This is a genomic window from Myxococcus sp. AM011 (assembly GCF_013372595.1).
Classification (GTDB): domain Bacteria; phylum Myxococcota; class Myxococcia; order Myxococcales; family Myxococcaceae; genus Myxococcus; species Myxococcus eversor.
On the sequence record NZ_JABXEM010000089.1, the window covers coordinates 1 to 17,628 of the forward strand.

Sequence of the window (17,628 nt, forward strand, 5' to 3'; positions counted from 1 at the left end):
GTGGGGGACTTGATGGGCGTGCTCGTGGTGGCGCCGCCGCTGCTGCTGCTGAGCCGACCCACCTGGCCGCACCGGGCAGGCGAGGCGCTGGCGCTGGCGGGGCTGACCACCGTGCTGGGCGCGAGCATCTTCCTCTTCCGGAACCTTCAGCCCGGCTTCGCGCACGCGGCCAGCTTCCTGCTGTTCCCGATGTCTGCGCTGGCGGCGCTGCGCTTCGGTCCTCGGGGCGCGGCGATGGCCACCCTGGCCATCTCCATGGTCGCCATCACCGGCACGGTGCGAGGCCAGGGCCCGTTCTCCTCGGGCAACGTGGAGCAGGACCTGCTCGTGCTCCAGCTCTTCGTCGTCGTCAACGCGGTGACGGGCCAGTTGCTGGCGGCGGCGAGCGAGGAGCGACGGCGCGCGGTGGAGAAGCTCCAGTTGCTCGCCACCACCGTGAGGGGTGTGCACGAGGGCGTCTTCATCGCGGAGGTGGAGGGCCCCGGCAAGCTGCGGACCGTCTTCGCCAACGAGGCGCTGGGCCTGTTGTTGGGACGGGCTCCGGAAGAGCTGGTGGAGCAGGACCCGTGCAAGCTGTACGGCGACCAGGACCCCCGGCTGTGTCAGCGCTTGAACGCGGCGTTGCTGGCGGGCGAGTCGCTCTGCGTGGAGACGACGGTGCCGCGCAAGGATGGCCGGGTCGTCTCGACGGAGGTGCTGCTGTCGCCGGTGCGCGCCACGGGAGGGGACGTGTCGCACTTCGTGGCCACGCACCGGGACATCACCGCCACCAAGGAGCTGCAGGCGCGGCTGGTGGCCGCCGAGCGTGTCGCCGCGGTGGGGACGCTGGCGGCCGGGGTGGGGCACGAAATCAACAACCCGCTGGCCTACCTGGTGTTGAACCTGGAGTCCGCGACGCGCGCGCTCACGGAAGGCGGGATGTTGGGGCAGCGGGACGCGCAGGTGAGCGTGCGCAGCGCGCTGGAAGGCGCCGAGCGCATCCGCCTCATCGTCCGCGACCTCCAGGTGTTCAGCCGTCAGGGGGACCAGGACCGGACGCTGGTGGACCTGAACGCGCTGGTGCCTCCGGCGGTGCGCATCATCAGCCATGCGCTGCGCCACCGCGCGCGGTTGGTGGAGGAGTTCGGCCCGGTGCCGAAGGTGCTGGGCAGCGAGGCGCGGCTGGGACAGGTGCTGCTCAACCTGCTCGTCAACGCGATGCAGGCGGTGCCCGAGGGCAACCCGAGCCTGCACGAGGTGCGCGTGCGCACCAGCACGGACGTGTCGGGCCGGGCCCGCGTGGACGTGGTGGACACGGGCATGGGCATCTCCGCGCAGGTGATGTCGCGCATCTTCGAACCCTTCTTCACCACCAAGCCCACCGGCGAAGGCACCGGACTGGGGCTGGCCATCTGTCAGCAGATTGTCCGCACGCACGGGGGTGAGCTGGAGGTGCGCAGCGAGGAGGGCAAGGGCTCCATCTTCACCATGCTTCTGCCCGCGGCGCCGGTGCAGGTGGAGGTGCCGCCCCGGCCCGTGGCGCGAGGCAAGCCGGTGGTGCCCTCCACGGGGCGACGGGGACGCGTGCTGGTGGTGGACGACGAGCCCCGGCTGGCGCAGTCGATGCGGCTGTTGCTGGAGCCCTACCACGACGTGGTGATGACGACGCGAGGCAGCGAGGCCCTGGCGCTGGTGTCCGCGGGGCATCGCTTCGACGTCATCCTGTGTGACTTGCAGATGCCGGAGGTGGATGGCGCCACGCTCTACCGGCGCCTGGGTGTGATGGCGCCGGAGCTGACGCGGCGGGTGGTGTTCATCTCCGGCGGGGCGTACACGGCGGAGATGCGGGACTTCATCGAGACGGTGCCGAACGTGGTGCTGGAGAAGCCCGTGCGTCCGGAGGTGCTGATGGCCTCGGTGGATGCGGCGCTGGATGTGCTCGACGCCCAGGGCGAGGACGACGAGCCCACGGTCGCCCGCGTGAGCGGCGCACGCCACTGAGGGCCTGGCTCGGCGCGGGCCTGGGGGTTCAGTCCACGCGGATGACGACCTTGCCGGTGGTGCTCCGCTCGGCCATCGCCCGATGGGCCTGGGAGACGGCTTCGAGCGGGAAGGTCTGTCCGATGACCGTCTGGAGCTGACCTCGCTCGACGAGCGACAGCGCCTCGCGGAGCGCTGCCTGACGTTGCTCGAAGGGAAGGGTGAAGGTGGCGAAGCCGACGATGGACTGGTTCTGGGCCAGCACCCCGGTCATCTGCTCACGGCTCCACTGCGTGTCGAACATGCTCTCCGCGCCGAAGAGCACCAGTCGTCCCCGGAAGGCGAGGGCCTGAAGACTCCGGGCGGGGAGCTCTCCTCCACCCGCGACGAAGACGACGTCCGCGCCGAGCCCACCGGTGGCCTCGCGAACACGCGCGGGCCAGTCCGCATGGGATGTGTCCACGGCGGCGTCCGCACCCAGGCGCAGGACGAGGTCTCTCTTGGCTTCCGTGCTCGCGCCGCCGATGACGCGCGAGGCACCCATCCGCTTCGCGAGCTGCACCAGGAACGTCCCCACGCCCCCAGCGGCGGACGGAATGTAGACGGATTCGCCCTCGCGCAGCCGCGCGCCTTCGCGCAGCCCGAGCAGCGCGGTGGGGGCCTGCGCGGGAAGACAGACAGCCTGCTCGAAGGAGACCGGGTCGGGGAGGGCGAGCACGGTGGCTGTCGGCGCGATGGCGTATCCCGCGAAGGCGCCTTGATTCGGGAGGATGGCGACGACTCGGGCTCCCTTCGTGAGTCCCTGGACGCCGGGGCCGAGTGAGTCCACGACTCCCGCGGCCTCCAGTCCCGGGACGAAGGGGAGTGGAGGCGTGCCGGGCATGCGGCCCTCGCGCTGGCCCAGGTCGGTGAAGTTGAGCCCGGAGGCGTGCACCCGGATTCGGACCTCGCCGTCCCCAGGCGTGGGCGTGGGCACGTCGTCGAGGCGCAGCTCTTCCGGACCGCCGAACCTGTGCAGTCGAATCGCTTTCATGATGTCTGTCTCCCGGATGGCGGGTCGTGGGACGAGGAGGCTCGCGCTTCCACGCCCGCCGCGTGAGTGGACCTATAGTCCCGGGCGAAAGGACGAACATGCGCCAGAAGTCCGTTTCTCTCGTCCAACCGTCCGGCGAAAAGCCCGGGCTCGATGTCCTCGCGGAGGTGCTCCAGGGCGTGCACCTGCGCAGCCGCGTGCACGCTCGCTACGAGCTGACGGCACCGTGGGGCATGCGCATCGACGGCTCTCCCTTCCCGCTGTTCTACGCGGTGATGCGCGGCAACTGCCTGCTGTCCACGGGCGAGCGGGAGCTGTGCCTGGCGGGCGGTGACTTCGTGTTCATCCCCGCCAACGTGAAGTTCACGTTGAAGGACCGGCGTGGCACCCGGGCGCTGCCCATCGCGGAGGTCTATGCGACGCGCCAGCCCATCCGCTGCGGTGGCGTGCTCCACTACGGAGGGGACGGTGAGGCGGTGACGCTGGTGGTGGGCTCCTTCATCTTCGAGGGCGAGACGCTGAGCCCCCTGGTGAAGCACCTGCCGACGCTGCTCCATGTCCGGGCGGATGACCCCAAGTCCCCTCGGTGGTTGGAGTCGACGCTGCGCTTCGTGGCCTCCGAAATCGAAGCGAAGCAGCCTGGACACGAGACGGTGGTGAGCCGACTCGCGGATGTCCTCTTCGTGCAGGCGCTGAGGGCGCATCTGGAGTCGTCCTCCGGGGAGAACGGTTGGCTGCGCGCGCTGGTGGACCCGCGCATCGGCACGGTGCTCCAGCGTGTCCACGAGAAGCCCGAGGCACCGTGGACACTGGAGGGGCTCGCTCGGCTCGCGGGCATGTCGCGCTCGGTGTTCGCGGAGCGCTTCAAGTCACTCGTGGGCGAGGCGCCGCTGGCGTACATCGGCCGGTGGCGCATGCACCGGGCGATGGCGCTGATGCGCGGCCGCGACGTCGCGCTGGCGGAGGTGGCGCGCGCCGTGGGCTACGAGACGGAGAGCTCCTTCGGCAAGGCGTTCCGGCGCTGGGTGGGCGTGACGCCGGGCGCATTTCGTCGACAGGCATGAAGGAGCGGTCGTCCCTACTGCTTCTTCGAGGGAGTCACCGCGGGTGCCTTTGCCGCGGCATAGACGGCATCGCGCACGGCGCCGGGGAACGCGCCCGACATGCCCTCCAGCGCGGTGTTGGTCAGCGCCACCACCGTGATTCCATTTCGCGGGTCCACGAACCAGTTGTGCCCGTAGGCGCCGCCCCACTGCCACGTCCCCGCCGACTGCGGACTGTGCGCCTGCACCGGGTCGATGAGCACCGCCGACGCGAGCCCCCAACCCCAACCCGGTCCCTGCGGCCGCGACTCCGGACCCACGTGGATGGAGCCGAGTTGCTCGACGGTGTTCTGCTTCAGCACCGGCGCTCCACCCTTGCGCAGCGCCTCCAGGAACTTCACGTAGTCGCTCGCCGTCCCCACCATGCCCGCGCCTCCAGAGGGGAACGCTCGCGAGTCCAGCGCCCTGCCGGGGGTGTAGTGGACCACTCCCGCGCCGAAGGGGATGTCGTGCGTCTTGTCCATGCGCACGGGGGCGGGTTTGCCGTCCACATACGGCGTCGCGAGCCGCGAGACATCACCGACGCGGAAGCCCGTGTCCTTGAGTCCCAGGGGCTGTGTGACGAGCCGTGAGATGACCTGGGGCAGTGGCGCGCCGCCCGCGCTCGCGACGACGGCGCCCAGCACATCCGTGGCCACCGAGTAGGCCCACTTCTCCCCAGGCTCCGAGGACAGCGGGACGGTGGCGAGGCGACGCAGGTTCTCCTCCAGCGTGAGCCCCGGCGGGTTGTCGAGCCCATCCGAGACCCTGGCCTTTTGATAGGGCCCGGGGACTGGCTGGTTGAAGCCGTACATCAGTCCCGCAGTGTGCGTGAGCAGATGCTTCACGGTGATGACGGGCTCGCGTCCATCCGGGAGCTTGGGACGGAACGTGGGCAGCCACTTCGTGACGGGGTCCTCCAGCGACAGCTTCCCCTGGTCGACCAGCGCGAGCGCCGCCACGGAGACGAGCGGCTTCGTCATCGACGCCAGCCGGAACACCGCGTCCTCGCGCAGGGGCTTCTTCGTCTCGCGGTCCGCGAAGCCCGCGGCGCGTCGATAGAGGACCTCTCCGTCCTTCGCGACGATGACCACGGCCCCGACGATGCGCTGGTCCGCGAGCGCCTGGTCGATGACCGGGTCCAGGCTCGCCGCGAGGGCGCTCGAGTCGGGACTCACGGCGACAGCGCTCGTCACGGCGGCGCGCGGCTCGGACTTCACCGGGGTGGACGGAGAGACACCAAGGCCCGCGGCCACCAGGAAGGTGGCGAGGATGGAATTCATCGGAGGGGACTCCTTTTTATGTAGCGAGTGTTATGTAAATAGGAAGGCCCTTTTCCGATTTCAATAGTGACCGCTATGAAAATAGTCACCCCCACCCGTCCCCGTGGCCGTCCCCGTGAGTTCGATGAGACGAAGGCGCTGGACCTGGCCATGATGGTGTTCTGGCGGCTGGGCTATGAGGGCGCGTCCGTGGCGGACCTCACCGGCGCCATGGGCATCACCGCGCCCAGCCTCTACGCGGCCTTCGGCTCCAAGGAGGGGCTCTACCGCCGCGTCCTGGAGCGCTACCAGACGGGGCCTGGGGCCTTCACGTGGGCCGCGCTCACCGAGGAGCCGACCGCCCGGGGCGCCATCGAGCGGGTGCTTCGCGAGTCGGCCCGGGTCTTCACCCGTCGCAAGCACCCACACGGGTGCATGATTTCAACGGCCGTCCTGCGCTGCGCGGAGGCCCACCAGCCCGTGGCCGACCTGGTCGCCAGTCTCCGTGCGGGCGCGGTGGAGCTGTTTCGCGAGCGCATCGCCCGGGGCATCGCCGCCGGAGAGCTGCCACCGGAGACGGACGCGGGCGCCATGGCCCGCTTTCTCGGCGCCATCGTCCAGGGAATGTCCGTGCAGGCCCAGGACGGCGCGAGCGAGGCGGAGCTGCTCGGGCTCGTCGAGGTGGCGATGCGGGCCTGGGGTGGAGGGGCTGGCCGCCCGCGCGCACGGTAGTCGGCGCGAGGAGCCGCACCCGAAAACTCCCAGCGAATCCCAGGGGTTGCGCCCGTGGGACTGGTCAAGGCCGTGGTGGAGCGCGGGTTTGCGGTGCGACGGGCGTCCGCGAGGCTTATCAACACAGGTAAGGATGCCCGACATGACCGCCCAAGAACGCGTGGAGCGCGCCGCCGCGAGTGCGCTGAAGGTCTTCCCGTTGCCGTCGGCGGTGCTGTTCCCCCACACCGTCATCCCCCTGCATATCTTCGAGCCCCGCTACCGGGCCATGGTGAAGGACGCGCTGGCGACGGACCGCGTCGTCGCGCTGGCACAGCTCGAGGACGGCTGGGAGGGCAAGTACGAGGGCCGGCCACCGATGCAGTCCATCATGTGCGCCGGCGTCATCGTCTGGGACGAGGAGGTGGAGGAGGGGCGCTACAACATCCTCCTTCAAGGTGTCAGCCGCATCCGCATGGTCTCCGAGCTGACCACGGACAAGGCGTACCGCGAGGTGCAGGCGCTGGCGCTGCCGGACCTGCCGTACGAGGGGCCGGAGGAGGAGCGGCTGCGTCAGGCCGTCTTCGAACTGGCCGGGCGTGTGCCGCCGACCTTCGCCGAGAACCTGCTTCCCGTGACGGCCCGTGCGACGGGCGGCAAGCTGGCCGACGTGGTGGCCTCCGCCATCAGTCCAGAGGCGGAGCGACGCCAGCACCTCCTCTCGGAGCTGGACGTGAAGCGCAGGTTGGAAGCCGTGCTGGAGGACGTGGGTGAGCTCATCGCCCGGCTCCAGCCCGTGCGGCCCTCGGGCCCGCTGAACTGACCCGAGTCCGCCTGGCCTCGTGGGGCTTGCCTTGTGCGTCGCTCCGCGCATTGCTGCGCTCCGCGTCGGACGCGAAAGGGGAGCGGGAGAACCATGCGGCTCGTGAAAGTCGGCATCGCCAGCGTCAACACCACCGTGGGAGCCTTCGTCCACAACACGGACCGGGCCCTGGTCCTGGCGAAGCGGATGGCCGAGGACGGCGTCACCGTGGGCGTCTTCCAGGAGCAGGTCATCGCCGGCTACCCCGCCGAGGACATGGTCCAGTGGCAGGGCTTCATCGACCGGCAGTGGCCGGAGCTGGAGCGCTTCGCGCGCGAGACGGCCTCGCTCTCCACCGTCTTCGTCGTCGGCGTGGGCGTCGCCCTCCAGGGTCAGCGCCTCAACTGCGCGGCGGTGGTGGCCGGAGGCAGCGTGCTGGGCCTGGTCCCCAAGGAGAAGCTGCCCACGTACAGCGTCTTCTATGAGGCGCGGACTTTCGGCCGGGGCCAGCCGGGCATGAAGGAGCGCTACCGCGGCGTGCCGCTGGGCGACTACCTGTTCCAGTTCGACTTCGGCCTCGTCGCGCCGGAGGTCTGCGAGGACATCTGGAGCGCGGACGGCCCCATGCGCCGGCGCACGTACTCAGGCGCGGAGCTGGTGGTGAACATCTCCGCGTCGCCCTTCCGGCTGGGCTTCGTGGAGACGCGCCGCGAGCTCATCGCCACCCGCGCCGCGGACCACCAGTGCACCATCGCCTACTGCAACGCGGTGGGCAGCAACGACGGCCTCATCTTCGACGGCGGCGGCTTCCTCAACCAGAACGGCCGCCACGTCATGGAGACGCCGCGCTTCCAGGAGGGCTTCGCCGCGGCCGTCGTCGACCTGGACCGCACCCTGCGCCTGCGCGGCGAGGCCACCACGTGGCGCGTGGACCGCGAGGCGTGGTTGACCACCGGCGGCCAGGGCACGGCGGTGCTGGACTGCACGGAGGCGGTGCGCACGCGGCGCGAGACGCTGACGTACCCCGTGCCCGCGCACCGCAGCTTCTTCCTGCCGCCCCCGGACAAGCGGCGCCCCGCGCGCGAGGCGCTGTGCGAGGACATCCTGGACGCGCTCTCCCTGGGCGTGGGCGACTACTTCGAGAAGACGCGCGCCTTCAAGGTGCTGGGCATCGCCCTGTCCGGTGGACGTGACTCGCTGTTGACGCTGCTCATCGCCCACCGCTACGCGAAGCGCGCGCGGCCGGAGAACCCGGGCTCGCTCATCCAGGCGTTCTACATGCCCAGTCGCTACTCCAGCGACTCCACCCGCGACGCGGCGGAGACCATTGCCCGCGAGCTGGGCGTGTCCTTCCAGAGTGTCTCCATCGACGAGGCCTTCGAGCGCGAGCGCGACGTGGCCGCGAAGATGCTGAACGGCACCCCCGTCACGCCGATTACCGAGCAGAACATCCAGGCCCGCCTGCGTGCCCAGCGCATGTGGAACTGGAGCAACTCCTGCGGCGGCCTGTTCCTCCAGACGGGCAACATGAGCGAGAAGTCCGTGGGCTACACCACCATCGGTGGAGACCTGATGGGCGCGCTCGCCGTCATCTCCAACCTGCCCAAGACAGTGGTGATGTTCCTCCTGGACTACCTCCAGGACGTCACCGGCTACGAGGGCATCCGCAAGGTGCTCGCCAAGCCCGCGGGGCCGGAGCTGGCGCACAACCAGGTGGGGGAGGAGGAGCTGATGCCCTTCCCCATCCTGGATGCGTGCTTCTACCTGTTCGCGAGCGAGAAGCTCACGCCCTCGGAGATGCTCCGGGCGCTGACGCCCATGTTCCCGGAGGTGGAGACCGGAAGGCTGGGCGGCTACGTGGACAAGTTCGTCCGCCTCTTCACCCAGTCCATCTACAAGTGGGTGCAGTCCCCGCTGTCGCTCCACGTCGGCAACCTGGACCTGGACCGGGAGCGCGCGCTCCAGTTGCCCGTCGTCACCGGCTCGGAGTGGATGCGCGAGAAGTAAGCCTGCTCGTGCAACCGTGTTGCCCGGGCTCCACGCCCGGCCGCCTGCTCAGCGAGGGGGCGCGCTTGGGTGATCTCCACCCAGGTGTGCCTTGCCGGATGTGGCCTCGCCGACAACCTTCATGTCAGCCACTCGACGACGGAGGGTTGAATGAAAGCGAAGATTCTTGCAGGCGCCATCGGGGCGCTCTTCTACGGCACCTCGGCTCTGGCTTCGGACGGCGACTGCCCACCGCCCCAGGCGAACGCGGGGAGCACCGGCCAGGGAGTGCTGCTGGCCCAATCACAGGACTCCTCTGGGGATGGCTCGTACCAGGAGGAGGACCTCATCATCGAGACGCAGCCCGTGCCGGATTCGTCGAGCATGGACGACAACTCGGGGATGGGAGGCAGTGGACAGAGCGGGCAGGATGACTCGTCCAGCAGCAGCCAGGCCGCTCCTCCCGCGAAGGGTGAAGTGCTCCTGAACATGCCGCTGCGCTGCGAGCCGGCGAACCAGGATGCCTCCCAGCAGGGCACGGGTGGCAGTGGTTCCTCGGGTCAGCAGGACATCCAGGGCCTGCAGGCGCCGCCGCCGCAGTCCTCGCCACAGCCGCGTCCGGAGGCGGCCCCCGCCGTGGAGCCTCACTCCGAGTCATATCCGGCCGAGCCGCAGGACGATGCCATTGGCGGCAGCGGTATCTCCGCGCCTCCGCCCTCTGACTTCCGTCCTTCGGCTGACGCCGCGGAGACCGTCGAACCGCTTGAGGTGAAGAAGAAGGAGAAGAACGACATGCGGGGTCTGAGCGTGTTCGTGGGCGGTGGTGTGGAGGGCTACACCGGCGCGCTGGCACCGCAGCTCAACCCGGGCCCCACCGCGGGCGTGACGGCGGCTTTCCGGCCGTCCAAGGTGTTCGGCATCGAGCTGGGCTATACCGGCGCGCTGAACGACATCGACTCGGCGCGGGGTGAGGTGAACACGGACGGTCCTGACCTCGTGCGCAACGGTGGAACGGCGGTGGCGACGCTGGGCCTGTTCCCCACCGCGTGGCAGCCGTATGTGCTGGGCGGCATTGGTATCAGCGATTACAACTTCCGCGGCGGCCAGTCGCTGGGCTACCGGGATGACACCGTCGGCACCGTGCCGGCGGGCGTGGGTCTGCGCGGCCACGTGGGTCACTTCACGGTGGACGCGCGCGCCAACTACAACTTCCTGTTCGACAAGGACTTCGCTCCCGGCATCGAGTCCGGCGGCGGCGACTTTGGCAACGGAGGCAGCTACCAGGGCGTCGTCAGCGTGGGTGGTACGTTCTGACGCAGGCGGCCTGAAGTCTTCACGCCAGGCGTGAGTCGGTGGCGCGGTGCCCGGTAACCAACGGGCCCGCGCCACTGTGCTTTCCAGTGCGGCGCCACGGAGGTTGGCGAGTTAAGGTGGAACCTTCTACTGCAACAGGAGACGGAATGGGCTTGGGTATCGAGGACGTGAAGGTAGGCACGGGCACGGAGGCCACCTCCGGCAAGTCGGTCACCGTGCACTACGTGGGGACGCTGACGAACGGCACCAAGTTCGACGCCAGCCGGGACCATGGTTCCGAGGGCTTCACCTTCAAGCTGGGTGCGGGCCAGGTCATCAAGGGCTGGGACGACGGCGTCGCCGGGATGAAGATTGGCGGCGTGCGCAAGCTCACGATTCCGCCCGACCTGGGCTACGGCGCTCGCGGCGCCGGTGGAGTCATCCCGCCCAACGCCACCCTGCTGTTCGAGGTGGAGCTGTTGGGAGTCCGCTGAAAGTCACGCTCCGCCCTGGCGGGGAGAAACGAGGACCGTCATGGCGACGGTGACAATCACCAAGGACAACTTCAAGGAAACAGTCGGCAAGGATGGCATCGTCATCCTGGACTGGTGGGCGTCGTGGTGCGGCCCGTGCCGCATCTTCGCGCCCACGTTCGAATCGGCGTCCGGCAAGCATGCGGACATCGTCTTCGGGAAGATTGATACCGAGGCGCAGCCGGAGCTGTCCGGAGCGTTCGAGATTCGCTCCATCCCCACGCTGATGGTGTTTCGTGACGGCATCCTGCTCTTCGAGCAGGCTGGCGCGCTTCCCGCCGCCGCGCTGGAGGACCTGGTCCGCCAGGTCCGCGCGCTCGACATGGAGCAGGTGAAGAAGGAAGTCGAGGAGCGCCGGGGCAAAGAGGGCAAGGAAGCGCCCAAGGCCTGAGTCGGTCCTCGCCGGAGGGGCCTTCAGGGCCCCGTCCGTGCCGCTGGCCGGAAGCGTCTCGCGGTGCTTCCGGCCGGTCGGCGGCTCCCTCGGGAGGAAGCGAGGGGGCTACCAGTGGATGAGCAGCGAGAAGTCCTTGAAGGGCGGCTCGCCGGACTCCAGCTCCACGCGGAAGCGCCGCTCCGGATTCGTCTTGAGCAGGCCACTGCGCACCAGGCCACTGCACCACGCGGGGCCGAAGAACTCGTCCTTGAAGCGCAGGCGCGCGGTGGTGTCGGAGACGCGCTCGTACTCCCGCTCGCCGAAGGTGCTGGTGGCGCCCGCCAGGCCCGCGCTCATCGACAGGCCGCGGTGCGGGTCCTCGCCGGTGATGGCCATCACCATGGCGCCCACGGGGGCGGAGAAGACGTGGCTCGCGGCGGTGAAGGACAGCTGCTCCACGGCGTGGGAGTAGTCCTCGCCCAGCGCGCGCTCCACGGAGCTGGCGCCCTCGTGGAGCAGCTCCAGGTACTCGCTGGCGGGGCGGTGTGAGGGGGCGCCGCGCGCGGGGACGCCGGGGATGGGTGCTCCGGCGGCCCGCGCCAGGTTCTGACCCATCCGCTGCGCGATGCTCTCGCGGAGGCTCTGCACGAACAAATCGAGCACCATGTGCTCGGGACGACACAGGGCCAGGCGGGCCTGCAGGTGCGGAGGAGAGTCCATGTGACTTTCCTAGCGGCGGCAGGCCAGCCAAGTCCAGCGGGGGTGGGGTGTCCGCGGGTCGGCCTGTCATTTGGCGACCGTGCAGACACCTCCACCGTTGAGGTGGGCCTGGTCGACAATGCTCTGGGTGACGAACTCCTGCAGCGTGCGCACATCATGCGCTCCGGGCAGATACACCACGGGCTGACCCGCTGCGTCGCGCAGTTCAAGACCCTGGGCATCCTTCAAGTCGGTGAGCTGCTGTGAGGCCAGTCCCTCTGGGGTGATGAGACGCTCCGAGTTGGCCGTGGCGGCGAGGGCGTCGAAGCGCAGCTGCACGCCTTTGTGGGTGCCGAGCCTGTCGTAGAACATGTGCTCGGCGTGGATGGTGACCTCCACGTCCGCCCGGGAGCCCTCCGGGACGATGATGCCCTGGGTGCCATCCACCCCGTTGATGCAGTCCACCATGCGTGCCTGCACGGGGAAGCCCATGCGGAAGTCGAAGATGCCCACCCCCGCCTTCACCGCGCGCCCCTCCACCCAGTAGCTGAAGCCGCGCTCGCGCATCATCGCCAGGTCCCCGGCGGAGACCTGACCGTCCGCCAGCTCCGTGTCCGCGCGGGGCGGGCTCACGTGGAAGCCCACGTTCCAGCGACCCGCCGGCAGGCCCGTCAGCTCCGTCAGCGGGATGTCGCCCTTCTGCACGTCCACCAGCACGTGGCGGCGGCTGTCCCGCACCTCGCCCGAAGCGGACGTCAGGGTGAAGTCGCCGAGCGACACGAGGTACTTGGTGAACTGCACGGACCAGCCGTCCTGGAAGAGCGTGTCCGGCAGGCCCCGCTGGGTGCCGTCTCCACCGCTCATCGTCACGCGCACGTCTCCCGGGGCCACGGAGTCACAGGCCGGGAGCACCAGTGTCAGCGCCAGCAGCGCACAGAGGCCAGGGACGCTCGATTTCAGGTTCATGTTTCTTCGATGTATATGTAACCAAGTTGCAATTCAAGCGAGCCGTGTTGTATCTCCGGGCCGTCGACGTTCCGGTGGCGAGGTGTCTTGGGGTGCCGCCGAACCCAGGAGTGAGGTCCTCGCCGTGTGGATTGCGATGCTGGTGTTGTGTGCGGTGGGGGCGTTGGAGGAGCCGCCCATTTCGCCGCCGGTGCCCGTGGAGGCGGTGGCGCCGGTGATGCCCGGGGATGCGCCAGTGCTGGAGCATCCGGCGACGGTGATGTTGCGGCTCACGATTGACGACGGGGGCGCGGTGTCGCGGGTGGAGGTGCGCGAGTCGGCGGGCACCGTGTTCGACCGGGCGGCGATGGGCGCGGCGGTGCGCTGGCGATTCGAGCCGGCGCTGCGGGGTGGAGTGCCGCTGGAGGTGCAGGTGGATGTGCCGGTGCAGTTCGCTCCCGCGCGAGTGCGCGAGGCGCTGACTGGGGTGGCGGGAGCGGAACGAGCGAGTTCCGAGTCCGCGCGAGCAACCACCGAGGACACGTCGCGCGGGGAGATGTTGTCAGCGCCAGCGTCGACGGAGCCCGTGGGTGGCGCCGTGGACGTGCCGACCAGGGAGTCGTCACCGTTGGATGTTCTCGAGGCATCGAAGCCGTCCGCTGGAGCTTCGTCTCCGGGGTTCTCCACCACGGTCCGGGGCGTGGCCGAGGCGCCGCCGCCCGTCGCGGTGGGGGACTTCCACATCGAGGTGGGGCAGCTCGCGGACGTGCCGCGCAACTCGGCGTCCGACCTGATGTTGCTCGCGCCCGGGGTGATGCTGGCCAATCACGGAGGCGAGGGCCACGCGGAGACGGTGTTCATCCGAGGCTTCGACGCGGGCGAGGGCAAGGACGTGGAGATGCGCCTCAATGGCGTGCCTCTCAACGAGGTCTCCCATGCCCACGGGCACGGGTACGCGGACACGTACTTCATCATCCCGGAGCTGGTGGACTCGCTGCGGGTCACCGAGGGGCCCTATGACGCCTCGCAAGGTGACTTCGGCGTGGCGGGCACGGTGGAGTACCAGCTCGGCCTCGCGCGTCGTGGGCTCACCGCGTCGGCCAGCTACGGCAGCTTCGCCTCGCGTCGGCTCGCGCTCGTGTGGGGCCCGCCCGAGTCCACTGAAGCCACCTTCGTGGGGCTGCTGCTGCGACAGGGGCAGGGCTTTGGACCGAATCGCTCCTTCGCCAATGCGACCGCCATGGCGCAGGTGGAGCTGCGGCTGGGAGACGACACGCGGCTGCGCCTGCTTGGCGCCAGCTCTGGGGCCCGATTCGCGTCAGCGGGCGTGGTGCGGGAGACGGACGTGGTGGACGCGCGATTGCCGTGTGCGGCGGACGCCGACTCGCAGTTCTTCTGTTTCTATGAGGAGAACCAGGGCGGCGCGAGCCAGCGTCACCTCGTCTCCGCGGAGCTCCAGTCGCGGCTCAAACGCGGCGGCAGGATGGTGCAGCAGGGCTATGTGGTGCTGCGGCAGACGCGCATCCGCGACAACTTCACGGGCTTCATCCAGGACACGCCTCCGGGCGAGGACGCGCAGCGTGGAGATGGCACGGAGGGCTACTACCGGGGCAGCACCCTGGGCCTGCGCGGGCGCTACATCCCGGGGCTCACCCTGCTGGGACAGTCGCGTCCGCTGGAGCTGGGCTACGTGGCCCGCTACGACGATGTCCGCACGCGCTCACGACGACTGAGGGATAGCGGTGGCGCGCCGTACTCCACCTTGTTCGACAACCAGGTGCGCACCACGAACCTGGGCGGATATGCGTCCCTGCGCGTGCAGCCGCTCGACTGGCTGGCCCTGCGGGTCGGCGTGCGGTTGGACACGTTCCTGTTCGGCGTGGAGGACCTGAACCGTCCCGCCGTGGACCGCGATGGGTCGCGCATCCCCGAGGAGTCCCTGGAGGCCTATGGCTTCTTCGCGAGTCCCCGCGCCAGCGCGGAAGTGAAGCTGTCGTCTCGGCTCACGTGGCTGACCAGCGCGGGGCTGGGAGCGCGCTCCAGTGATGCCGCCGCGCTGTCGGACGCGGAGCTGGCGCCGTATGCGCGGGTCGCCTCGGGAGAGACGGGGCTGGGTTGGAAACGGGAGGGCGAGGCGCGGCCGTATTCGCTGGAGGCACGTGGTGCGGTCTTCGCCACGCGCGTGTCGCAAGACTTCGTCTTCGACGAGCGATTGGGGCGCAACCAGCCCATCGGTGCTTCACAGCGACTGGGTGCCTTCGCGACGGGACGGCTGCGGTGGGCCGACTGGCTCGACGCGCAGGCCTCGGTGGCGTGGGCTCGCGCGACGCTGCCTGTTCCGGGGGCGTCGTCGTGGAAGCTGTGGGACGGGGCGGTGATGCCGTACATCCCCGCGCTGCTGGGCCGGGTGGATGCCTCGGTGCGAGGTCACGTCACGGTGGGCAGCGAGCGACTTGGGTGGAACGTGGCGTTGGGGCACAGCGCGGTGGGGCCTCGGCCCCTGCCGCTCAATCGCTACAGCGAGCCGGTGTTCCTCTTCGACGTGGGGACTCGCGCGCGCTGGGACTGGATGGAGCTGGGCGTGTCCGTGGAGAACGTGCTGGACGCGCGCTGGCGTGAGACGGAGCTCAACTACGTCTCCAACTTCCGGGGGCCCGATGCGCCCGCATCCCTGCTGGCCACGCGCCACTTCTCCGCCGGAGCCCCGCGCACCTTCCGAGGCACCCTCACGCTGTATCTGGACTTCGAGGAGGACGCTCCATGAGACGCCTGTCCCAGCGAACATCGCCAACCCTGGCACGACGCGATGCCTGGCCGCATGGGAGCGCCAAGGAGGGAGCCCCATGACACGCGCGCTTCTTCTTTCTCGTCGTGCCTTCATGCTGTCCATGGGCGCGGCGCTCGTCGGTGGCAGCTCCGCGTGTGGACTGTCCGGCACCGGCGGGCGAGGCATCGTGTTCCACATGGGCTTGCGCACGGCGCTCGCTCCCGAGGCCTCGCGCGTGGGCGAGTTCACCACCGACACCGGGTGGAACGTGCGGCTCGACTCGGCGCGGATGGTGCTCGGGCCCATCTACCTGTTCGAGAATCCCTCGCCGCTCCAGCAGCAGACGCGACGTGCCCTGGAGTCACTGCTGAGCGTGCTCGTGCCCGCGGCCCATGCACATGACGGAGACTTCTTCTCGGGCGGGACGGTGCTCGGGGAGTGGGACCGCGAGGTGGTGTTCGACCTGCTCTCCGGAGGCGAGGCCCAGGTGCTGGGGCGCGCACCGGGAATCGCGGGCCGGGTGCGCTCCTTCTCGCTGCTGCTCCAGCCTCCGTCGCGGGCGCTCGGTGAAGCGGCGGCCCCGCTCGAAGGCCACTCGGTGCTGATGGCGGGCACGGCCTTCCGAGGAGAGACGCGCGTGCCCTTCCGGGTGGCGCTCGACTTCCCGCCGCCCGTGGAGCTCCAGCGCGTGGACTTCGTTCCCATCGAAGCGGACCTGGACGACGACGGACTCTTCGTCGTGGAGGCCCGCCCTCATCGGTGGTTCGAGGGCGCGCACTTCGACCGGCTGACGCTACCCGCTGACGGCGGTCCGGTGGATATCACTCCCGAGACGCAGGTGCACCGCGCGCTGTCCGTCAACGCGCGGCGCTTCACGGCCTTCTCGGGCGCCTGGGAGCCTGGGGTGGACTGAGCGGCTCAGCTCACGCCGCGTGCCACGGGCGCGGGACTCCGGTTGCTCGCGCGCGCGACGCTGATCCACACGAGGGTGACGGCGAGCCAGCCCACGGTGAGGGCTCGCCACGACAGCGGAGCGTTCGCCTGGACGAGCCACAGCGTCACGGCGCCGCCCATGGCGAACACGCGAGCCATCTCCAGCGCCAGCCCCCAGCGCTTGGACTCCATCATCCCGCCCCAGGCGGTCGCCATGCCCCAGAACAGGACGCTGAGCATCAGCTTCTGCCAGCCCACCAGCGGCGAGGCGTGGTGGCTCACCAGCAGCATGAAGGGCATGGACGCAATCATCTGGAAGACGAGGTAGCCGCGGATGTTGGGCAGCTCGGTGGACTGGAACTTCACTTCCTGGCCCTCGCGCTGCCACTTCGTCTCCTCGCGGGCCGGAAGGTCGGCGGGGCGCCAGCCGGTGGGCATCACCCACAGGCGCAGCCGGTCCCACCCACTGCGCGTCTTCACCGCGTCACTGGCGAGCTTCGCCCAGAACTGGAAGTTGATGACGGTGGGGTCCCAGGTGTTCGGCGGGGTGGTGACGCCATAGGAGCACTCCTCCGTCTCGTCGGCGTAGGTGCCGAACATCTTGTCCCAGATGATGAGGAAGCCCGCGTAGTTCTTGTCGATGTAGATGGCATTGCGCGCGTGGTGCACGCGGTGGTGCGAGGGCGTGTTGAGCCAGGACTCAATCCACCGGGGCAGCTTGGGGATGACGCGCGTGTGCGGGATGAACTGGAGCACCAGGTGGAAGGCCACCATGGCCAGCACCGCCTCGGGCGAGAAGCCGACGATGACGAGCGGCCAGTAGAACAGGAACGAGAAGATGCGCTGCGTGACGCTGGCCCGCAGCGCCACCGCGTAGTTCAGCTCCTCGGTGGAGTGGTGCGGAGAGTGCGCCGCCCAGCCGATGTTGGTGCGGTGCCCGAAGCGGTGGAACCAGTAGAAGAGGAAGTCGACCCCCAGGAAGAGCCCGAGCAGCGCCCACGGGGACGCGACGTCGAGCTTCCAGGGCGCGAGCTGACCCAGGATGGTGAAGAGGGGCAGCATCAGCAGCGCCACCGCTACGTTGACGCACTGGTTCAGGACGGCGGTGCCCACGCTCGCGATGGAGTCCTGGAAGCTGTAGTAGCCGTTGCGCCTCGCCACGCAGTAGACGAACTCGCCCAGCGCCAGGGCGATGACGAAGGGTGTGGCAATCGCGTAGACGTTGATGGACATGTCCCAGGTGTACGGCG

Annotated in this window: 15 protein-coding genes; 10 read left to right on the plus strand and 5 right to left on the minus strand. The window is 69.4% G+C overall.

Annotated elements, in window-relative coordinates:
* On the plus strand, positions 1 to 1,980 hold a 1,980-nt coding region (locus HUW62_RS19730), incomplete at its 5' end, for an ATP-binding protein (RefSeq protein ID WP_176435303.1).
* 28 nt (positions 1,981 to 2,008) lie between these two features.
* Here the strand turns inward: HUW62_RS19730 and HUW62_RS19735 are convergent.
* Complete coding sequence (locus HUW62_RS19735; RefSeq protein WP_176435304.1) at positions 2,009 to 2,992, minus strand: NADPH:quinone oxidoreductase family protein; 984 nt, start codon at positions 2,990 to 2,992, stop codon at positions 2,009 to 2,011.
* Positions 2,993 to 3,090: 98 nt separating this feature from the next.
* Between HUW62_RS19735 and HUW62_RS19740 the strand changes: the two genes are divergently transcribed.
* On the plus strand, positions 3,091 to 4,056 hold the full coding sequence (locus HUW62_RS19740) for an AraC family transcriptional regulator (protein WP_163864251.1): 966 nt from the start codon (positions 3,091 to 3,093) through the stop codon (positions 4,054 to 4,056).
* 14 nt (positions 4,057 to 4,070) lie between these two features.
* Here the strand turns inward: HUW62_RS19740 and HUW62_RS19745 are convergent, their stop codons facing one another.
* Positions 4,071 to 5,357, minus strand: coding sequence for a serine hydrolase (locus tag HUW62_RS19745; protein ID WP_176435305.1), 1,287 nt, complete (start codon positions 5,355 to 5,357; stop codon positions 4,071 to 4,073).
* 75 nt (positions 5,358 to 5,432) lie between these two features.
* On the opposite strand from HUW62_RS19745, the gene HUW62_RS19750 reads away from it, so the two are divergent.
* The 6 genes from HUW62_RS19750 (at position 5,433) to trxA (ending at position 11,052) form a co-directional block, all read left to right on the plus strand.
* A complete protein-coding gene (locus tag HUW62_RS19750) occupies positions 5,433 to 6,068 on the plus strand; it encodes a TetR/AcrR family transcriptional regulator (RefSeq protein WP_176435306.1) in 636 nt (211 codons plus the stop codon).
* Between the two features lie 142 nt (positions 6,069 to 6,210).
* Positions 6,211 to 6,870, plus strand: a complete 660-nt coding sequence (locus HUW62_RS19755; protein WP_163864248.1) for an LON peptidase substrate-binding domain-containing protein — start codon at positions 6,211 to 6,213, stop codon at positions 6,868 to 6,870.
* Positions 6,871 to 6,963: 93 nt separating this feature from the next.
* Positions 6,964 to 8,856, plus strand: coding sequence for an NAD(+) synthase (gene nadE, locus HUW62_RS19760; RefSeq protein WP_163864247.1), 1,893 nt, complete (start codon positions 6,964 to 6,966; stop codon positions 8,854 to 8,856).
* A gap of 150 nt (positions 8,857 to 9,006) precedes the next feature.
* A complete protein-coding gene (locus HUW62_RS19765; RefSeq protein WP_176435307.1) occupies positions 9,007 to 10,149 on the plus strand; it encodes an outer membrane protein in 1,143 nt (380 codons plus the stop codon).
* Positions 10,150 to 10,295: 146 nt separating this feature from the next.
* A complete protein-coding gene (locus HUW62_RS19770; protein ID WP_163864246.1) occupies positions 10,296 to 10,622 on the plus strand; it encodes an FKBP-type peptidyl-prolyl cis-trans isomerase in 327 nt (108 codons plus the stop codon).
* Between the two features lie 40 nt (positions 10,623 to 10,662).
* Positions 10,663 to 11,052 (plus strand): thioredoxin, encoded by a 390-nt coding sequence (gene trxA, locus HUW62_RS19775; protein ID WP_163864245.1) that lies wholly within the window; start codon positions 10,663 to 10,665, stop codon positions 11,050 to 11,052.
* Between the two features lie 108 nt (positions 11,053 to 11,160).
* Here trxA and HUW62_RS19780 read toward each other — a convergent pair whose 3' ends face one another.
* The gene (locus tag HUW62_RS19780) at positions 11,161 to 11,754 is read right to left on the minus strand and encodes a DUF2378 family protein (RefSeq protein WP_163864244.1); all 594 of its coding nucleotides are present in this window, start codon (positions 11,752 to 11,754) and stop codon (positions 11,161 to 11,163) included.
* A 66-nt stretch (positions 11,755 to 11,820) separates the two neighbouring features.
* Complete coding sequence (locus HUW62_RS19785) at positions 11,821 to 12,699, minus strand: hypothetical protein (RefSeq protein WP_176435308.1); 879 nt, start codon at positions 12,697 to 12,699, stop codon at positions 11,821 to 11,823.
* 136 nt (positions 12,700 to 12,835) lie between these two features.
* Here HUW62_RS19785 and HUW62_RS19790 point away from each other — a divergent pair, with 136 nt between their 5' ends.
* Positions 12,836 to 15,442: a TonB family protein gene (locus tag HUW62_RS19790; protein WP_176435319.1), complete on the plus strand. Its 2,607-nt coding sequence runs from the start codon at positions 12,836 to 12,838 to the stop codon at positions 15,440 to 15,442.
* A 79-nt stretch (positions 15,443 to 15,521) separates the two neighbouring features.
* The gene (locus HUW62_RS19795; RefSeq protein WP_163864243.1) at positions 15,522 to 16,358 is read left to right on the plus strand and encodes a hypothetical protein; all 837 of its coding nucleotides are present in this window, start codon (positions 15,522 to 15,524) and stop codon (positions 16,356 to 16,358) included.
* 5 nt (positions 16,359 to 16,363) lie between these two features.
* On the opposite strand, the gene HUW62_RS19800 is transcribed toward HUW62_RS19795, so the two are convergent.
* Positions 16,364 to 17,611: a sterol desaturase family protein gene (locus HUW62_RS19800; RefSeq protein ID WP_176435309.1), complete on the minus strand. Its 1,248-nt coding sequence runs from the start codon at positions 17,609 to 17,611 to the stop codon at positions 16,364 to 16,366.
* Positions 17,612 to 17,628: the final 17 nt, after the last annotated feature.